We start from the raw sequence: 16892 nt of genomic DNA on the forward strand, positions 1-16892 counted from the left end.
TCACGAAGGGGGCATCACATGCCGCAGTTAAGAAGCCGATTCGTTGTAGGCGCCGCCGCCCTGGCGGTGGCGGCCACCGGCGTCACGATCCTCATGCCCATGGGGACGGCCTCGGCCGCCAGGGTGGAGGCCACCTGCGCCAACACGCTCGACGACGCGAAGACACTCCAGGCCGCGATCGACTCCTCCAAGGACGGGGACGAGATCGTCGTCAAGGGCCCCTGCCTGGTCAACGCGACGATCAGCCTGCCGGGCCGCCGCACCTTCCGCGGCGACTCCAAGGCGGGGACGGTCATCAAGCAGGCCGACGGCGCCAACCTGCCCGCACTGCTGGCCTCCGAGGGGTGGGTCAAGAACTTCGACACGAGCGACGACACGCTCCGCGTCGAGCGCCTCACCATCGACGGCAACCGCGACGCCAACACCGGCACCGTCGCTCTGATGCTGCGCTCGTGGAACGCCAGGATCTACGACATCGACGTGTACGGCGCGCCGTCCGACGGCATCCGCATCAGCAACCCGTCGAAGGACGGCGTCATGCTGCGCAACACGATGGTGAACAGCGTCATCAGCGACGTCTACATCGCGGGCGCGGTGGAGGCGGGCCTCAGGGTGGTCGACCCCGGCAACTCCGTCACCGACTGGACCTTCCAGCGCTCGTGGATCGGCTTCAGCGGCACGCACGCCATCCAGAGCGACAACGCCGCGGGGTGGACCTTCAGCGACCTCCACCTGTACGCGACGCCCAAGCACGCCATCGACGCCCATCGCTGCTTCGGCACCTCGATCCACAACAACTACATCGAGGACTTCGGCGCGGAGAGCAAGGCGAACGAGACCTACTACGGCATCCGCTGCGACCTGCAGGGCGAGGCCAACACCACCATCACTGCCAACAGGATCCACAAGTTCCTGCCGCCGCCGAACGGGCTGCAGGAGCTGACCAAGGCGTGGAAGCTGAGGGCGGCGCCGCCCGAGCGCAGGCGCGACACCACCGCCGGGCCGCTTCCCGCTGACGTCGACTTCGTCTACCTGGCCCTGGACGGCGTCAACTACGGCACGGGGCACGCCGCGGTGACGGGCAACACCATCCTCGGGCACGGCACGAAGCGGGAGACGGGCCTGCTGTTCACCAAGGGCGACGGCGAGGGCGAGGCGATGTCCGTCGTCTCCACCGCCAACCTCGTCGACAACGTCGGCACCCCTCGCAGAATCGGCCCAGGCGTGAGGCTGCGCAGGAGTTACTGACCCGGCTCAACGCGGCGCCGGCCGCCTGTCGAACACATGGGAATTCCATGCCGTTAGGCCGGCTCCGTGCTGGGCACGCGCAGGTCATGCCAGAAGAAGCGAATGCCACACCACCCGCGCAGAGCCAGCCGTACCCGGGGAAGAGCGGGGAGATGTCGCCCGAGCCGCGCGACGAGATGCGCGGCTACGAGGGCAGGGGCCTGCTGCGCGACAAGAGAACGCTGATCACAGGAGGCGACTCGGGGATCGGGCGAGCCGTCGCCGTCGCGTTCGCGAAGGAGGGTGCCGACGTCGCGATCGCCTACCTCAGCGAGCACGAGGACGCCAACCACACCAGGAAGCTGGTGGAGGCCGAGGGGCGGCGGTGCGTGCTGCTGCCAGGCGACCTGCAGGACGCCGACCACTGCGTCGCGGTGGTCGAGCAGGCGGTGGCCGAGCTCGGCGGCCTCGACGTCGTGGTGAACAACGTGGCCTACCAGGCGCCTGTCGACTCGCTCGAGGAGCTGACCGACGAACAGTGGGAGCGCACGTTCGCGGTGAACATCCACAGCTACTTCCGCGTCACCAAGGCGGCGCTGCCGCACCTGCGCGAGGGCAGCGCGATCGTCAACACCTCCTCCATCAACGGCCTGCGCGGCAACAAGACGCTGATCGACTACGCCGCGACCAAGGGCGCCATCAACGCCTTCACCTACTCCATGGCGCAGAACCTCGTCGAGAAGGGCATCAGGGTCAACGCGGTCGCTCCGGGGCCGGTCTGGACGCCGCTGATCCCCGCGACGATGCCTCAGGAGAGGGTGGAGTCCTTCGGACAGCAGGCCCCGATGAAGCGGGCGGCCGACCCGGACGAGATCGCGCCGTCCTACGTCTTCTTCGCCGCCGACCGGCTGTCGTCGTACTACACCGGCGAGATCCTGGCCCCCGTCGGCGGCGAGACCCTCCCCGGCTGACAGGGCGGGATCTACGCAATCGAGAGGCCCGTCAGACCAGAACGCGCAGGTCAAGCCGGTACGGTACGAATCATGCGCGCCGACAAAGCGGTGACGCTCGCCGCACTGGTGGCGCTGTCCACCGCGTGCGGCGGCGCGCCCACTTCCGCACAACAGCATCACGCGCCCGCCCCGCCGCTGGCGGGGAAGGTGGTCGCGATCGACCCCGGCCACAACGGGGGCAACGCCTCGCACCCCGAAGAGATCAACAAGCTCGTCGACATCATCACCCAGCGCAAGCCGTGCAACACCACGGGGACGCAGACCCGCGCCGGGTACACCGAGCACGCGTTCACCTGGGACGTCGCCCGCAGGCTCACGCCGATATTGGAGAAGATGGGCGCCAAGGTGGTGCTGACCAGGCCCGACGACAAGGGCGTGGGACCGTGCATCACCGAGAGGGCGGCCACCGCCAACAAGGCGGAGGCGGACGCGGTGGTGTCGGTCCACGCCGACGGCGCGGGCGCCGACGGGCACGGCTTCCACGTGATCCTTCCCGGCCTGGTGCAGGGGCACAACGACGCGATCATCGATCCGTCGAGGCGGCTCGGGCTCGCCGTCCGGGACGCCTACAGGGAGGGCACGGGCCTGCCGTACGCGACCTACATCGGCAAGGAGGGTCTCGACACCCGCACCGACCTGGGCGGGCTCAACCTGTCGACCCGTCCCGCCGTGTTCGTCGAGTGCGGCAACATGGGCAACGGCGGCGACGCCGCCAAGCTGTCCGATCCCGCCTTCCGCGAGCGCATCGCCGCCTCCCTCGCGGCCGGGGTCGGCAAGTATCTCGGCGGTCGCTGAACCGGCGTTCTCCCAGCTCAGCCTCTTGTTGGGGTCAATCCCCGGTGTAAGACTGGAGGCGAAGGAAGGGGACGTCATGATCGAGGTCAAGAGCATCGACAAGCCGGACGAGCGCCGCGACTTCCCGAACGGCCACCTCGAGGTGTGCAACCTCAGCGGCCTGACCTTCGGGGTGGCCACGTTCGAGCCCGGGTGGCGCTGGTCCGAGTCGGTCAAACCCATCGCGGGCACCGACTCGTGCGAGGTCTACCACAACGGCTTCGTCGTCTCGGGCAGGCTGCGCATCAGGATGAACGACGGCTCCGAGGCCGAGGTCGGCCCCGGCGACATCTTCGTCTGCCAGCCAGGCCACGACGCCTGGGTGGTCGGGGACGAGCAGGCCGTGATCTACGACTTCGCGGGCGGCGCCGCCGACTATGCCAGGTCGCAGGCCGAATAGCGGCCGGCCGCGCCCGTCGGCGGCTAGGCCCTCGCCTCCGTGCCGGGCCGCCCGAACCGCCACCGACGTTTGCCATTGCTTGTCCTACCTGTGGATCTCCGCAGCTCGACCCCATGGAGACGTCCCCGTAGCCTCGAATCACCGGGAGCGATGAGGGGGGAGGACGTCATCATGTTCATCCAGGTCATGCGAGCAGGTGCCACCGACGTGAGCGGGCTGCGTGCCGCGCTGGACCGATGGGTCGAGGAGCTGTCCGGCGGCGCGACGGGGTGGCTCGGCACCACCGCGGGTGTCACCGACGACGGGACGTTCGTCAACCTGGCCCGCTTCGAGTCCGAGCAGGCCGCGCGGGCCAACAGCGAGCGGCCCGAGCAGGGCGAGTGGTGGAGGGAGACCTCGAAGCTGCTCAGCGGCGAGGTCGTCTTCCACGACTGCCCCGAGGTGCTGCCGTTCCTGGGCGGAGGGTCGGACGACGCCGGGTTCGTGCAGGTCATCGAGGGCAGGGTGCGGGACGTGCAGCGGATGCGCGAGCTCAACGACCTGTACGAGTCGCAGTTCACCGACTTCCGCTCCGACGTCCTCGGCGGCGTCGCGGCGCTGTGGGGCGAGGGCTCCTTCACCCAGGCGATCTACTTCACCTCCGAGGAGTCGGCCAGGGAGGGCGAGCGCAGGCAGCCGCCTCCCGAGCTCAAGGCGCTCTTCGAGGAGGAGATGTCGCTGTACGAGGGCGACCTGGTCTACTACGACCTCCGCGACCCCTGGCTGCTCTCCGCCCGCTGATCAGGGCGTGTCCGCACCCGGTTCGACGGCCAGGCGGCTGGTCAGCCTCTCGTAGCGCTGCCTCGCGGCCTGGGGGGTGCCGAGGCCGAGCCCGAAGGCGATGTCCTGCCAGGTGAGCCCGCGCCCTCGTGCCATCAGAAGGAGCGCCGACTCCAGCTGGTCCATCTCGGCGCGTGCCGACGGAATGAGGGTGAGGGCGGCGACGATGTCGGCGTCGTCCACCTTCTCCTCGGCCTCCTCGTGCTGCGCGCCGCCGCCCGCGAGCAGCGACACGAGCCTGACCGCCTCATGCGGGCCGAGGATGTCGGCGTGCGCCTGACGGGAACGCTGGGCCTCGGTGGCGGCATGCCGCTCGGTGATGCGCAGGAGCGAGGCGTACTCACGATGCGCCCGCATCCGGCCGGGGTCGGGAGGTGTGAAGGGATCCATGCGCCCAGCATGTCGCCGACACCGATCGTTGTCAACGTTTCGATGTGAACAACTTGTTCATTTTGAGGTGGCGCGGTGGACGGGGATCCCGGCCACCCGCACGAGTTCGCGCACGTCGGCGCCCGCCTCGCGCAGGATTCCCGCGCTGCCGTTGGCAGCGTCGGCGAGCAGGCCCCACAGCAGCCGCTCCCCCGTCACGGGACCCGGCTTCCACAGGGCGACCTCGATCACCTTCCTGGCGTGCATCTGCAGCGGGAGGACGCCCATGGGTCCTGACAGGGTCACCCGCAGGAAGGCGACCCGCGAGCGCTCCAGCCGCCACAGGCGCGGGTCGTCGAGGCCCTGGCGGGTGCGCCGGCGTACCTCCTCGACGTCGATGCCGATCGCGGCGAGCAGTTCACGGGTGCGGCCGGTGTCGATGTGCGGCCGCAGGGCCGCCGGGTCGGGCAGGTGGGGCATCGGGTGCTCCTCGGCCAGCCCGAGCAGCAGCAGGTCGGTGGCGAGCGAGGTGCGGCCCGCGTTCATCGTCAGGATGCCCGCGCGCATCACGGCGCGGCGGGCGGGGTCGGTGAATCTGTCGAACATGGTTACCTCCCGGTCCTGCGGGCGTGCTTGCGGTGTGCGGACTGCCGCCTGACGCCCAGCGCGTCGGCGATCTGCTCCCACGACCAGCCCTGGGCCCGTGCGTTGGTGACGTGAACGGCCTCGAGCTCCTCCAGCAGGCCGCGCAGCGCCGCCACCGCGGCCAGCCCCACTCCCGGATCCCGGTCTCCCGCCGCCTCGGCCAGCTCGGTGACTCTCATGCCTGTCAGCATGAGCTGACAAGCGGGTGCTTGTCAACACATGCTGACGAGAATCGTGCCGAGGATCCCGGTCGCGGTCAGACGAGGGAGCCCTCGCGGGCGACGACGCGGCCCGCCTTGAGCACCAGCGAGCGGACAGGGCGCACGCACACCGCCTCGGCGGCGTTGCGGGCGTCGACGACCACCAGGTCGGCGACGTCGCCCACCGCCAGGCCGTAGTCGGCCAGGCCCGTGACGCGGGCGCCTCCGTAGGTCGCCGCGTGGAGCGCGAGCTCGATGTCCTCGTCGAGAGGGCCGGTCTGCTGCGCCTGAAGCAGCGCGCGGTCGAGCATGCACCCCGTGCCGTACGGGCTCCACAGGTCGCGCACGCCGTCGTTGCCCAGCGTCATCGCCACGCCCGCGGCCGCGAGCTCCTTCAGCGGCATCGCCCGGCCGGGAGGCGCGATGGAGGCGATGGTGATGCCCGCCTCCGCCAGCCCTTCCAGCAGCTCGGCCCGTACGGCAGGCGCGGCGTCGCTGAGCGCGAAGCCATGACTGACGGTGACCTTGCCCCGCAGGCCAAGGGCCCTGGTGCGCTCGATGATGAGGCGGTACTGCCACTCGCCGAGCGACCCGCGGTCGTGCAGGTGGATGTCGACGCCGACGCCGTACCTCTCGGCCAGCCCGAACACGATGTCGAGGTGCTTGACCGCGTCGTTCTCGAGCCCCGCGGGGTCGAGGCCGCCGATCAGGTCGACGCCCTGCCTGAGCGCCTCCTCCAGCAGCTTGTCGGTGCCAGGGGCGATGAGCAGGCCCGCCTGGGGAAAGGCGACCAGCTGGCCGGTGACGCGCCCCTCGTGCCGCGCGAACGCCTCGCGGACGGCGTCCACCGCGTCGAGACCCATGACCGTGTCGACGTCCACGTGGGTGCGCACGTGGGTGGTGCCCAGGGTGATCATGTTCTCCAGGAGCGCGGAGATGTAGTCGGCGCTGGGGATGCCGAGCTCGGGACGGCGCTCCTGCCCTCCCCGGATCTTGCCCATGAGGCCGGGCGCGGAGGCGTGCGACGCCCACGGCCCACCCCACATCGTCTTGTCGATGTGGGCGTGGCCGTCGACGAGTCCGGGGATGACCAGCTTGCCGCCCAGCTCCTCCACCTCGCAGGACCGGAGTCCGTGCCCGATCTCCGCGATGCGGCCCGACCTGATCAACACGTCGGCGGGTCCCGCGCCCCAGAGATTGGCGTCGCGAAGCAGCAGCTCAGTCGTCATACACCTAATGGTATACCACTATTGACCCACGGCGGTGTGCATGGTGAGCTGGGAGCCGTCCTCCGAGAGCGTGAGCGTCACGTTCATCGCGCCGAGCCGCGAGGTGCGCTCCACGTGCGTGCCGCCACACGGGATCGACACCTCGCCGTCGGGCAGCGCGCAGTGCCAGGTGCGGCGGGCGGTCAGCTCGGGCCCTGGGACGTCGATCCACACCGGCGCGTCGGCCGCGACCCACGCCTTGAGCAGGTCGTTGACCCGTCCCGCGACGTCGCCGAGGTCGAGGCCCTCAGCGGAGAAGCCCTTCTTGCGCAGCGACTTGCCGAGCCGGTACTCGTCGACACTCGCGTGGGGCGTGATGCGGGAGCTGGTGATGGCGCTCTGGTCGAAGTCGGGATGGCCGAGGGCGTCGGTCCTGACCTCCTTGCGCCAGCGGTCGGCCAGTGCGGCGTTGAGCGCCAGCGCCGCCAGGTGGCAGCCGGTGTGCCCGGCCGACAGCGACTGCCGGTAGGCCTCGTCGACGGCCAGTTCGACGGTCGCGCCGATCTCGAGCGGCGCGTCGGCCACGTGCACGACGAGCCAGTCCCAGCCCTCGTCTCCGCGCCTGGCGGGGATGTCCTGGCCGAGGAGGATCTCGCCCCCGGCCGACCGCGCGCCCGTCACGCAGTCGACAACGGCGAGCCCGCCGATCGTGCCACGATCGGCGGGCTGGTCGGGCCAGGTGTGGTCGAGCGGATGGAACGGCGTCTCAGCCGTGACGAGGCCGTGCCGTACCCCCAGCGGCACGGACCCGACGATCTCCGAACGGCCGTTGACCTGGCCTTCTGGGAAAGTGACAACAGTGGATCTCACACTGCTATCTTCTCAGGACCTTCCACCTCGGCCTGCGAGCCCTCGTCCTCGAGGTAGCGGTTGCCGCCGGCGTACCAGCCGGTGACCAGCTGCACACCGATGACGGCGAGCATCATCACGTACGGCACGTGCCAGCCGCCCGTCGTCTCGTACAGCACGCCGACCAGCAGCGGCCCCGCGCCCGCGATCAGGTAGCCGACGCTCTGGCCGAAGGCCGAGAGCGCGGCGGTGGTGGCGGCGGTGCGGGTGCGCAGCGCCAGCATGGTGAGCGCGAGCGGGAAGGAGCCCATGCCCACGCCCACGAACAGCACCCAGACCCACGCGGTGGAGGACGGCGCGAACCACAGGCCGAGGAAGCCGACCACGTAGAAGGCCACCAGCCCTGCCACGACGGGGCGCTGGTCGCGAAAGCGGGTGGCCAGCGAGGGCAGCACCAGCGAGACGGGGATGCTCAGCGCGGTGAAGACGCCGAGGATCACGCCCGCCTGGCTCGTGGTGTAGCCGCCGTCGGTGAGGATCTTGGCCAGCCAGCCGAACATGATGTAGGCGATCATCGACTGGGTGCCGAAGTAGACGGCCACCGCCCACGCCAGCTTGCTGCGCACCAGGGTGCGCGGCGTGGCCTCGGACCTGCTGTTGTCCCGCTCCGGCTCACTGCGCAGAAGCGCAAGCCACGGAATGGCGGCGACTGCCGCGAGAGCCGCCCAGACCCCGAGCGCGATATGCCAGTTGCCGTCGGCGGCGCGCTCGATGGGGACGGTGGCGGAGGCGGCCAGCATGGTGCCCACGGCGAGCGCCGTGGTGTAGACGGTGGTCATGACCCCGGCCCTGGCCGGGAAGTGCCGCTTGATCAGGGTCGGGATGAGCACGTTGCCGACGGCGCCGCCGGACAGCGCGACGGCGCTGCTCAGCAGGAACACGGGGGCGGAGTTGACCGACGCCCTGATCACCAGGCCGGCGCCGAGCGTGACCAGGGCCAGCAGCAGGAGGCGGTGCTCACCGAGGCGGCGGGCCAGGCTCGGGGTGATGGCACCGACCGTGGCGAAGGCCAGGACGGGTAGGGTGGTGAGGAGTCCGGTGCCCACATTCGACATGCCGAGACCGGCCGACAGCTGGTCGAGCAGGGGCCCGACGCTGGTGACCGCGGTCCGCAGGTTGAGCGCCGCCAGGATGATTCCCAGCACGAGGAGCCAGGCCAACGAGCCGCTTCTGCCGCCTCTGGTCTCTTGGGTGAGCACGCTCATGCCGGACCGAATCCTCCAGTCGTGGAATCATGGGATGACTTGATGAGTCACCAGCGTAACAGGAGTGAAACACCTGTTTATTCCTGGGGACACGAAGAAGCCCCCGTCCCTGAGGGACGGGGGCTGGCGAGGGCCGGGGCGGGAGGGCGCCGCGGCTCCTCGCTCGAACAGCGGCTTTCGCCGGCCGTTACAGGATCGGACCCGGCGCGGGCGGCGGCTCCTCGCCGGGACGGCGACCGGCGGGCGGAACCGGACCGGGGCCGGGAGGCGGGAGCGGCGACTGCGGAGGGAAGTCGTTGCCGACGGTGCCGGGCGGCATCGGCTGGTCGAAGCCTCCGGTGCCCGGGGCGCCCGAGCCCCGCTGGTGCTTGCCCGGCACGTCGCCCCGCCACGCGCCGGTCTCCGTGCCGCGGGACTCGATGAAGTCCTTGAAGCGCTCGAGGTCGCCGCGCACCCGCGCGCGGACGATCTGGAGCCAGTCACCGACGGTCTCGATGAACCCCTGAGGGTCATAGTCCATCTGCAGCGTGACCCTGGTCGTGGCGTCGTCGAGCCGGTGGAAGGTCACCACTCCGGCCTGGTGCGGCGAGTCCACCGAACGCCAGGCGATGCGCTCGTCCGGGTGCTGCTCGGTGATCTCGGCCTCGAACTCGCGGGTCACCCCCGCGATGTCCACCAGCCACTGGGTGCGGGTGTCGGTCAGCTGCTTGACCGACTCCACGCCCTCCATGAACTGAGGGAAGCTTTCGAACTGTGTCCACTGGTCATATGCGACGCGGACCGGGACCCTGACGTCAACGGAATGTTCGATGGTGCTCATGGAGAGATGAGCTGCCCATTCAGGCGGACGGCTAACGCCTGCGCCACAGCCAGTAGAGACCGACGAGCGGCAGGACCAGCGGGATGAACAGGTAGCCCTTGCCGTAGGTGGACCACACTGTGTCGTCAGGGAAGGCCGACGGCGCGAGCAGACTGGCCGTGCCGATCACCAGCACACCCGCCAGCTCGATGCCGAGCGCCCACAGCGCCAGACGGCGCGCGCCACGGGCCAGCGCGACGGTCAGCACGACGTAGACGGCGGCGGCGAAGGCGGACAGGGAGTAGGCCAGCGGCGCCTCGCCGAACCTGGTGAGGATCTGCACGGTCGCCCGAGCCCCGGCGGCCAGCGCGAACAGGCCGTAGAGGGCGAGCAGCGCCCGCCCAGGGCCCGTGCCGATGCCGGTGCCGTCCGTCATGCGACGCCCTGCCAGATCTGCAGCAGGCGGCCCGTCATCACCGCGACCGCGAAGCCGGCCACGACCAGGATCGCCGACCCCCACCTGCTCCGCTCGGCCAGGGCGAGGAAGACGCCCGCGGGCGGGATCAGCACGGTGCCGGCGAGATAGCCGAAGAGCGTGGCCTTCTCCTGCGGCCCCTCGCCGCCCGCCACGGTCGCGATCGCCACGCCCGCCTGCGCCAGCAGCGCCACCTCCAGGACGGCGAAGCCGATCAGCAGGACCATGCCCATCGCCCTGTCGCGGATGGCGACGATCAGGCTCACGAGGGTCAGCAGCAGCGCGGCGACGATCACGCAGGTCGCCAGGGTGGTGTTCATCGCGGGACAGGCTATCGCGCGCCCACCCCGGTCCCGATACCGTCCAGCAGCCGAACCGGCCCCTGCTCGAAGTCGGGCAGCCCGCACCCTCGACCCCGGGCGCGATACCCGCCGCGACCACGCGTCAGCAGTCGCGGGCATACGATTGACGGAGTGGAACGCATCCTGGTCAGCGCCTGCCTGATGGGGCGCCGTGTCCGTTACGACGGGGGCGCGAAGACCAGCCGCGACGCCCTGCTCGCCGAGTGGCGGGAGCAGGGCAGGCTGGTCCCCTTCTGCCCCGAGGTCGAGGGCGGACTGCCGACGCCGCGCCCCGCCGCCGAGATCGAGGGCGGCGCGGGCGGCGCCGCCGTGCTCGCAGGGGCCGCCCGCGTGCTGACCACCGAGGGCGAGGACGTCACCGGCGCCTTCATGGCGGGGGCGCAGGCCGCCCTCGCCGTCGCCACCTCCTTCGACATCAAGCTGGCCGTCCTCAAGGAGGGCAGCCCGTCGTGCGGCGCGCTGTCCATCTACGACGGCACCTTCCGCGGGCACAGGACCCCCGGGCAGGGCGTCACGACGAGCCTGCTGGAGCTGCACGGCATCAGGGTCTTCACCGAGGAGCACGTCGCCGAGGCGGGCGCCTACCTGCGCGCCCTCGAGGCGTAGAGGGCGCCGCCCAGGCTCAGCGCGAGCAGGGTCGCGATGATCCGGTGGTACCAGTCGTTGAGCGGGGTGGACTGCCCGCCGCCGAAGGTGATGGCGACGATGCCGAGCAGCACGCCGCCCAGGGCGATGGCGGGGCCGAGCCGCAGACCGGCCCACGCCCACGGCCTGCCGGCGAGGGCGCCGTACGCGCCGGCGAGCAGGGCGCTGCCGCAGACGGTCTCGACGATCACGGCGGGCACGACCACGGGCTCGGTGACGGGCCCGATGGCGAAGCCGGTGTGCAGGAGCGCCCCGAGGTAGAAGCTGAGGGCGTAGACGATGGCGAGCGCGCCGAGGCTCTTCCTGAGAGTGTTCACAGCCCCACGGTCGCAACATCGGGCGCCGGGCGAATCCGCCCCGCGAGGACATCGCGGCTACACCGCCGGGCGTAGCGGGGGCCTCCGCGCCTTCACCAGGTCCGCCCCGCCAGCGCGAGGGCCAGTTGGAAGCGGCTGCGCGCGCCGTACCTGTCGAGCAGGACCCGCACCGTGGCGGTGACGGTGCGCTCGCTGACGCCGAGACGGCGGGCCACGACGGCGTCGGTGCACCCCTCGGCCAGGAGTTCGACCACCGCGCGCTCCCTCGCGCTCAGCTCGGCGGGCGCGGCGACCGTCCAGTGCCGCTCGAACATCGCCAGCAGCCCCGCCACCAGCGCGGGCGCCCAGACCTCCAGATGGTCGCCATCGGGGTCGGCGGGGTCGGCGGGGAGCAGGGCAACGCGGCGGTCGACGATGTTGAGCGAGATCGGCAGCGTCGCGGCACGCCGGTGGTCGCCGTCGATCACCGCCAGGTCGGCGGCGTCCACGCGCGGCGTCGCGGCCCCTACCGGCGCGAGCGTGCGGAGGAGGACCCCGCGCAGGTGGCGCTCTCTGGCGGCGGGCAGCGCGCGCCGTACCGCCTCCTCGTCCACGCTCATCGAGGCGTACATCCCCAGGTTCTCGCGACGCGCCCTGGAGAGCAGCTCGCGGCCCCTGGCCGCCACCAGCCGCGAGGGCACCCGCCGCACCTGCGGCCCTTCCACCCTGCCTGGAGCGAGCACGGCGCCCATTGTCACACGCGCCGTCACATGCTCCACGCCTCGTGGACAGTGGTGACCGCGGACGAGGACGGCCTGCCCTCGTTCCACGTGACGGCGGGAGCCCCCGGCACGGCCACGCCGCCGACCGTGATCGAGGCGCTGCGGCACGGTACGAGCTGCATGGACAGGCCGTGACTCACCCCCTGGATCGGGAAGTCGGCGATACCGACGGGCCTGGCGTCGAGAGGGTCGCCGATCCTGACCGTGAGGTCGCCTGCCCCCGCGAAGGCGCCTCTGAGGGGATCGATCCTGATGTGCACGGCGGCCCGCTCCACGCGTACGGCGGGCCACGACGGCAGCGCCTTCGCCTCGTCGAAGTGCCGCACGAAGTGCTCCTCGATCCAGCGGGCGAGCCGGGGCTCGTCGCCGATCAGGCGCAGCCCGCCGGGCGTCCACACCACGAGCGCGGCGCCCGAGCCGTACCGCGACCAGTCGACCCGCCACACCGAGGCGTAACCGGTGGGCCGCCCCTCCTCGTACAGGGTCACGAACGGATTGGCTCCTGCCAGGAGCGGCTCGCGGGTCACGTAGGGGTCGGCGGCGGCGGTCCCGCCCATGACGTTCACTCCCATGACGCCCGCTCCCACTGTGGCCAGCCCGGCCAGCAGGGCGCGCCTGCGGTTGACGACGATGTTCGGCATGCGCCGATCATGTCCAGGCGCCGGGCCGGCAGAGAAGCGCGTTGCGGATTCCCGCAGCAGGGGCTTGACTCTCACACCGTGTCACGACGTACTGCTGGAGGAATGCGCACGATGAACCCTCACGAGGCGGGCTTCGCCCCCGATCTCGCCGACCGTCTGAAGGCCCCCGCCGCCGAGCTGCACGGTCTGGTGATCACGAAGGACGGCAGTCTGGTCCTCGAGCACTACGGCGAGGGCGAGGACCACTCGTGGGAGATCTCCCACGGCGTGGTCGACTTCGGCCCCGACACGCTGCACGACCTGAGGTCGGTGACCAAGAGCGTGGTCAGCCTCCTGTACGGCATCGCCCTGGCCGACGGCCTGGTGCCCGAGCCGCACGAGCCGCTGCTCGCGCACTTCCCCGAATATCCCGACCTGGCGGCCGACCCGCGCAGGGCGGCGCTGAGAGTCGAGCACGCGCTGACGATGACGCTCGGCCTGGAGTGGAGGGAGGATCTGCCCTACACCACGCCCGAGAACAGCGAGATCGCGATGGAGATGGCCTCCGACCGGCACAGGTTCGTGCTGGACCGGCCGATCGTCGCCGAACCTGGCGAGAGCTGGAACTACAACGGAGGCAGCTCGGCCATCCTGGCCAGGCTCGTGGTCAAGGGCGCGGGCGAGCCGCTGCCCGAGTTCGCGCGCAGGCGGCTGTTCGAACCGCTGGGCATCACCCACTTCGAGTGGATGGCGGGCGACGACGGGGTGCACTCGGCCGCCGCGGGGCTGCGGATGACGCCCCGCGACCTGGCCCTGCTCGGGCAGGCCGTCCTGGAGGGCGGCGCGGGGGTCATCCCCTCCTCGTGGCTGGAGCAGGCGCTGCGCCCGCGCGTGGAGCTGGGCGAGGGCTCGGCCTACGGCTACCAGTGGTGGCTGGGCACCGGTCGCCCGCCGACGCTGTCCGCCAACGGCAACGGCGGCCAGCGGCTCGTCCTCTATCCGGAGCTGGGCCTCGTCGTCGCGATGACGGCGGGCCGCTACGACGACCCCGACAGCTGGCGTGCGCCCCAGGCCGTCCTCGACGCGCTGCTCGAGGCGCGCACCGAGGCCTGATCACCGGTGTCAAACGCGGGCGCGGGGGCAGCGGGACAGCATGTTCATCGATCGCGCCGACGCGGGCAGGCGGCTGGCCGTCAGGCTGCTCCATCTGGCGAGTGAGGAGCCCGTCGTACTCGGACTGCCGGAGGGCGGCGTGCCCGTCGCCTTCGAGGTGGCCCGCGAGCTCGACGCGCCGCTGGACGTGGCGGGGGCGTCCGCCGAGGGTGAGGGGACAGGGCACGGGGGCGACGGGGTCGCGCTCGCCGGCCGTACGGTGATCGTGGTCGGCGACGGGCTCGCCTCTGGCTCGACCGCCAGGGCGGCGTGCGCGGCGGCCAGGGCGAGCGGGGCTGCCAGGGTCGTCATGGCGGCTCCCCTGCGCGCGCGGGAGGCCGTCGTGCCCGAGGCCGACGAGGTGGTCTGCCTGATCGAGCCCGAAGGCCCGCGCGCGGTGGGCGAGTGGTACGAGGACTTCGGGCAGGTGACGGAGGCGGACGTGAGCGCCATGCTCGGCAGGGCCGCGACCGCTCCGCGCGCCCGCGACGTCGAGCTGACCGCGCCGCAGGGCGCGGGCGGCATGGTGGTGTTCGCGCACGGCGGCGGCAGCAGCAGGCACAGCCCGCGCAACAGGCGCGTCGCCGCGGCGCTCCACGAGGCGCGCCTGGGCACGCTGCTGTTCGACCTGACCCGACCCGAGGAGGACGTCTTCGACATCCCGCTGCTGGCCAGGCGGTTGAGCGAGACCGTCCGATGGGTGCGGGAGCGGACGCAGGGAGCGCGCATCGGCTACTACGGCGCGAGCACGGGCGCGGCCGCCGCGCTGTGGTCGGCCGCCGAGCTGGGCGACGACATCGCCGCCGTCGTCTCGCGGGGAGGCCGCCCCGACCTGGCGGGTCCACGCCTGGCGGGGGTCACCGCGCCGACGCTGCTCATCGTGGGCGAGCGCGACGAGCCCGTGCTCACGCTCAACCACTCTGCGCAGGAACGGCTGCGCTGCCCGAACAAACTGGAGATCGTGCGGGGCGCGACCCACCTGTTCGCCGAGCCCGGCACCCTCGACACGGTGGCCGAGCTGGCCCGCGCGTGGTTCGTCAGGCATCTGAACCGCTGAGCTATCTCACGGTAAGCTCGGTGCATGAAAGTGAGCCCGGATCCGAGCACCGACGCCTTCAACAAGGACTGCCCGGGTCGAGAGGTGTTCGATCACGTGACCAGCCGGTGGGGCATCCTCGTGCTGGCCGCGCTGCGCGACGGCCCGCTCCGCTTCTATCAGCTGCGCGACCGCATCGGCGGCATCAGCGAGAAGATGCTGTCGCAGAACCTGCGCGTCCTGGCCCGCGACGGGCTGGTGGAGCGCATGGTGGAGCCGGACATCCCGCCCAAGGTCTCCTATCGGCTGAGCCCGCTGGGCCAGGAGGGCTCGGCGCCCCTTCGCGCCCTGCTCGACTGGATCGCCCTGCGCGCGCCCGACATCCTGCTCGCACAGAGCCGGCACGACGCGAACCTTTCCCCTCACTCCTGAGTCACATATCGGGGGCCCATTCGCCACGGGGAAAGGACTCGACGCATGCCTGTCGACCTCGACAACGCGCAACCCCTCGCCTGGGACTCGGCCACGCTCGACCCTGACACCAGGGAGATGCTCGACAACCTCCAGCCCAACATCCTGCGCGCGCACGTCCGCGAGCATCTGAGCGCGCTCTTCATCAGGTTCAACGACGCCTCGGACGGCAGGCGCTTCCTTCGCGAGGTGGCCGCCACGAGCATGAAGTCGGCGCGCAGGCACCTCGAGGAGGTGCGCGAGTTCGCCAGGAGCGGCAGGCGCGGCACGCCGTACGTCGGGATCGGTGTCAGCAAGGCCGGCTACCGCGACCTCGGCCACAGCGTCGAGGAGGTGCGTCTGTTCGGCGACCGCGTCTTCCGGGACGGCATGAAGCGCAGGGTCGCAGAGGTCCACGATCCCGCCGTGACCGAGTGGGAGGCGGCCTACCAGCGCGAGATCCACGTCGTCGTCCTCATCGGCGACGCCGAGGCCGCCCCTGTGGCCAGGCTCCGCGAGCAGATCCTGGACCGGCTGCCCGACAGCGCGCGGGTGCTGGGCGAGGAGACCGGCAGGGGCATGCGCAACCCCGCGGGCGACGGCATCGAGCACTTCGGCTACGTCGACGGCCGCAGCCAGCCGCTCTTCCTGGCCGACGAGGTCGAGCGCGAGCCCCGCAAACGGTGGAATCCGGCGTTCCCGCTGGCCAATGTCCTGGTCGCCGACCCGTTCGCGTCATCGGCAGACCGTCACTTCGGCAGCTACTTCGTCTTCCGCAAGCTGGAGCAGAACGTCAGGGCGTTCAAGGAGATCGAGCGGGAGCTGGCCGACGCCCTCGGCCTGACCGGCGCCGACCGCGACCGCGCGGGGGCGATGCTGGTCGGCAGGTTCAAGGACGGCACGCCCGTCACCTCGAAGGCGAGGGCGGGCGGCGGCGCCGTGACCAACGACTTCGCCTTCGACGCCGACGACGGCGCCAAGTGCCCCTTCAGCGGGCACATCCGCAAGACCAACCCGCGCTTCGAGGGCATCAGGCCCGTGCTCATGGCCAGGCGCGGCCAGACCTACGGCGAGCGCACCGACCAGCCGTGGGACGAGTCGCCGCCCGAGAGCAGGCCGAGCGCCGGGGTCGGGCTGCTGTTCATGGCGTTCAACTCCAGTCTGGAGAACCAGTTCGAGTTCACCCAGCGCGACTGGGCCGACAACGCCGACTTCCTGAACCCCGCGACCGGTCACGACCCGGTCATCGGGCAGGGCGAGCGCGACATCAAGGTGACCTTCCCCAAGGTGTGGGGCAGGCCCGAGCAGTCGCTCCCGCAGGCGCAGGTTCCCCGGACGGTCACGATGCTGGGCGGGGAGTACTTCTTCATGCCCTCGCTGGCCTACCTGCGCACCCTCTGACCCCACCCCTCCTGGCGATCACCAGGAACCGGACATCAGGCGATG

The 16892-nt window shown here is 71.2% G+C and carries 22 protein-coding genes; 10 read left to right on the top strand and 12 right to left on the bottom strand.

Going from position 1 to position 16892, the window contains the following annotated elements; genetic code table 11:
- Nucleotides 1–18: 18 nt before the first annotated feature.
- From ABFX55_RS23390 to ABFX55_RS23410, 5 genes are all read left to right on the top strand, one after another.
- Nucleotides 19–1248 (top strand): right-handed parallel beta-helix repeat-containing protein, encoded by a 1230-nt coding sequence (locus tag ABFX55_RS23390; RefSeq protein ID WP_346124282.1) that lies wholly within the window; start codon nt 19–21, stop codon nt 1246–1248.
- 86 nt (nt 1249–1334) lie between these two features.
- On the top strand, nt 1335–2198 hold the full coding sequence (locus ABFX55_RS23395; protein ID WP_346124284.1) for an SDR family oxidoreductase: 864 nt from the start codon (nt 1335–1337) through the stop codon (nt 2196–2198).
- Nucleotides 2199–2270: 72 nt separating this feature from the next.
- Complete coding sequence (locus tag ABFX55_RS23400) at nt 2271–3035, top strand: N-acetylmuramoyl-L-alanine amidase (protein WP_346124285.1); 765 nt, start codon at nt 2271–2273, stop codon at nt 3033–3035.
- A gap of 76 nt (nt 3036–3111) precedes the next feature.
- On the top strand, nt 3112–3474 hold the full coding sequence (locus ABFX55_RS23405; RefSeq protein WP_346124287.1) for a cupin domain-containing protein: 363 nt from the start codon (nt 3112–3114) through the stop codon (nt 3472–3474).
- A gap of 171 nt (nt 3475–3645) precedes the next feature.
- On the top strand, nt 3646–4254 hold the full coding sequence (locus ABFX55_RS23410) for a hypothetical protein (protein WP_346124289.1): 609 nt from the start codon (nt 3646–3648) through the stop codon (nt 4252–4254).
- Here the strand turns inward: ABFX55_RS23410 and ABFX55_RS23415 are convergent, their stop codons facing one another.
- The 9 genes from ABFX55_RS23415 to ABFX55_RS23455 all read right to left on the bottom strand — a co-directional run bounded on the left by ABFX55_RS23415 (nt 4255) and on the right by ABFX55_RS23455 (nt 10423).
- Nucleotides 4255–4683 (bottom strand): DNA-binding protein, encoded by a 429-nt coding sequence (locus ABFX55_RS23415; RefSeq protein ID WP_346124291.1) that lies wholly within the window; start codon nt 4681–4683, stop codon nt 4255–4257.
- Nucleotides 4684–4740: 57 nt separating this feature from the next.
- Nucleotides 4741–5268, bottom strand: a complete 528-nt coding sequence (locus ABFX55_RS23420; RefSeq protein WP_346124293.1) for a Clp protease N-terminal domain-containing protein — start codon at nt 5266–5268, stop codon at nt 4741–4743.
- A 2-nt stretch (nt 5269–5270) separates the two neighbouring features.
- Nucleotides 5271–5486 carry a helix-turn-helix domain-containing protein gene (locus ABFX55_RS23425; protein WP_346124295.1) on the bottom strand — a complete coding sequence of 72 codons (216 nt, stop codon included), beginning with the start codon at nt 5484–5486 and terminating at the stop codon, nt 5271–5273.
- 77 nt (nt 5487–5563) lie between these two features.
- Nucleotides 5564–6736: an amidohydrolase gene (locus tag ABFX55_RS23430; RefSeq protein ID WP_346124297.1), complete on the bottom strand. Its 1173-nt coding sequence runs from the start codon at nt 6734–6736 to the stop codon at nt 5564–5566.
- A gap of 18 nt (nt 6737–6754) precedes the next feature.
- Nucleotides 6755–7585 (bottom strand): alanyl-tRNA editing protein, encoded by an 831-nt coding sequence (locus ABFX55_RS23435; protein WP_346124299.1) that lies wholly within the window; start codon nt 7583–7585, stop codon nt 6755–6757.
- A complete protein-coding gene (locus tag ABFX55_RS23440) occupies nt 7582–8829 on the bottom strand; it encodes a CynX/NimT family MFS transporter (RefSeq protein WP_346124301.1) in 1248 nt (415 codons plus the stop codon). Before ABFX55_RS23440 ends, ABFX55_RS23435 begins: the two co-directional genes overlap by 4 nt.
- 187 nt (nt 8830–9016) lie before the next feature.
- Nucleotides 9017–9649: an SRPBCC family protein gene (locus ABFX55_RS23445; protein WP_346124303.1), complete on the bottom strand. Its 633-nt coding sequence runs from the start codon at nt 9647–9649 to the stop codon at nt 9017–9019.
- 31 nt (nt 9650–9680) lie between these two features.
- Nucleotides 9681–10064, bottom strand: coding sequence for a hypothetical protein (locus tag ABFX55_RS23450; protein ID WP_346124304.1), 384 nt, complete (start codon nt 10062–10064; stop codon nt 9681–9683).
- Nucleotides 10061–10423: a hypothetical protein gene (locus tag ABFX55_RS23455; protein ID WP_346124306.1), complete on the bottom strand. Its 363-nt coding sequence runs from the start codon at nt 10421–10423 to the stop codon at nt 10061–10063. The genes ABFX55_RS23450 and ABFX55_RS23455 overlap by 4 nt, the downstream gene beginning before the upstream one ends.
- A gap of 153 nt (nt 10424–10576) precedes the next feature.
- Between ABFX55_RS23455 and ABFX55_RS23460 the strand changes: the two genes are divergently transcribed.
- Entirely contained in the window at nt 10577–11071 is a 495-nt protein-coding gene (locus ABFX55_RS23460; RefSeq protein ID WP_346124308.1) for a 2-thiouracil desulfurase family protein, read from the top strand.
- On the opposite strand, the gene ABFX55_RS23465 is transcribed toward ABFX55_RS23460, so the two are convergent.
- The 3 genes from ABFX55_RS23465 to ABFX55_RS23475 all read right to left on the bottom strand — a co-directional run bounded on the left by ABFX55_RS23465 (nt 11047) and on the right by ABFX55_RS23475 (nt 12829).
- The gene (locus ABFX55_RS23465) at nt 11047–11427 is read right to left on the bottom strand and encodes a hypothetical protein (RefSeq protein ID WP_346124310.1); all 381 of its coding nucleotides are present in this window, start codon (nt 11425–11427) and stop codon (nt 11047–11049) included. The two genes, ABFX55_RS23460 and ABFX55_RS23465, sit on opposite strands and share 25 nt — an antisense overlap.
- Before the next feature lie 92 nt (nt 11428–11519).
- Nucleotides 11520–12176 (bottom strand): helix-turn-helix transcriptional regulator, encoded by a 657-nt coding sequence (locus ABFX55_RS23470; protein WP_346124311.1) that lies wholly within the window; start codon nt 12174–12176, stop codon nt 11520–11522.
- Nucleotides 12173–12829, bottom strand: coding sequence for a hypothetical protein (locus tag ABFX55_RS23475; RefSeq protein ID WP_346124313.1), 657 nt, complete (start codon nt 12827–12829; stop codon nt 12173–12175). Before ABFX55_RS23475 ends, ABFX55_RS23470 begins: the two co-directional genes overlap by 4 nt.
- 111 nt (nt 12830–12940) lie before the next feature.
- On the opposite strand from ABFX55_RS23475, the gene ABFX55_RS23480 reads away from it, so the two are divergent.
- From ABFX55_RS23480 to ABFX55_RS23495, 4 genes are read left to right on the top strand one after another with little or no spacing between them, the layout of a single operon-like run.
- A complete protein-coding gene (locus ABFX55_RS23480) occupies nt 12941–13921 on the top strand; it encodes a serine hydrolase domain-containing protein (RefSeq protein WP_346124315.1) in 981 nt (326 codons plus the stop codon).
- A gap of 40 nt (nt 13922–13961) precedes the next feature.
- Nucleotides 13962–15017 carry a phosphoribosyltransferase family protein gene (locus ABFX55_RS23485; protein ID WP_346124316.1) on the top strand — a complete coding sequence of 352 codons (1056 nt, stop codon included), beginning with the start codon at nt 13962–13964 and terminating at the stop codon, nt 15015–15017.
- A gap of 24 nt (nt 15018–15041) precedes the next feature.
- Nucleotides 15042–15428, top strand: coding sequence for a winged helix-turn-helix transcriptional regulator (locus ABFX55_RS23490; RefSeq protein ID WP_346124318.1), 387 nt, complete (start codon nt 15042–15044; stop codon nt 15426–15428).
- 45 nt (nt 15429–15473) lie between these two features.
- Nucleotides 15474–16847, top strand: coding sequence for a Dyp-type peroxidase (locus ABFX55_RS23495; RefSeq protein ID WP_346124320.1), 1374 nt, complete (start codon nt 15474–15476; stop codon nt 16845–16847).
- Nucleotides 16848–16892 lie beyond the last annotated feature (45 nt).

The organism is Nonomuraea roseola, assembly GCF_039535395.1.
Classification (GTDB): domain Bacteria; phylum Actinomycetota; class Actinomycetes; order Streptosporangiales; family Streptosporangiaceae; genus Nonomuraea; species Nonomuraea roseola.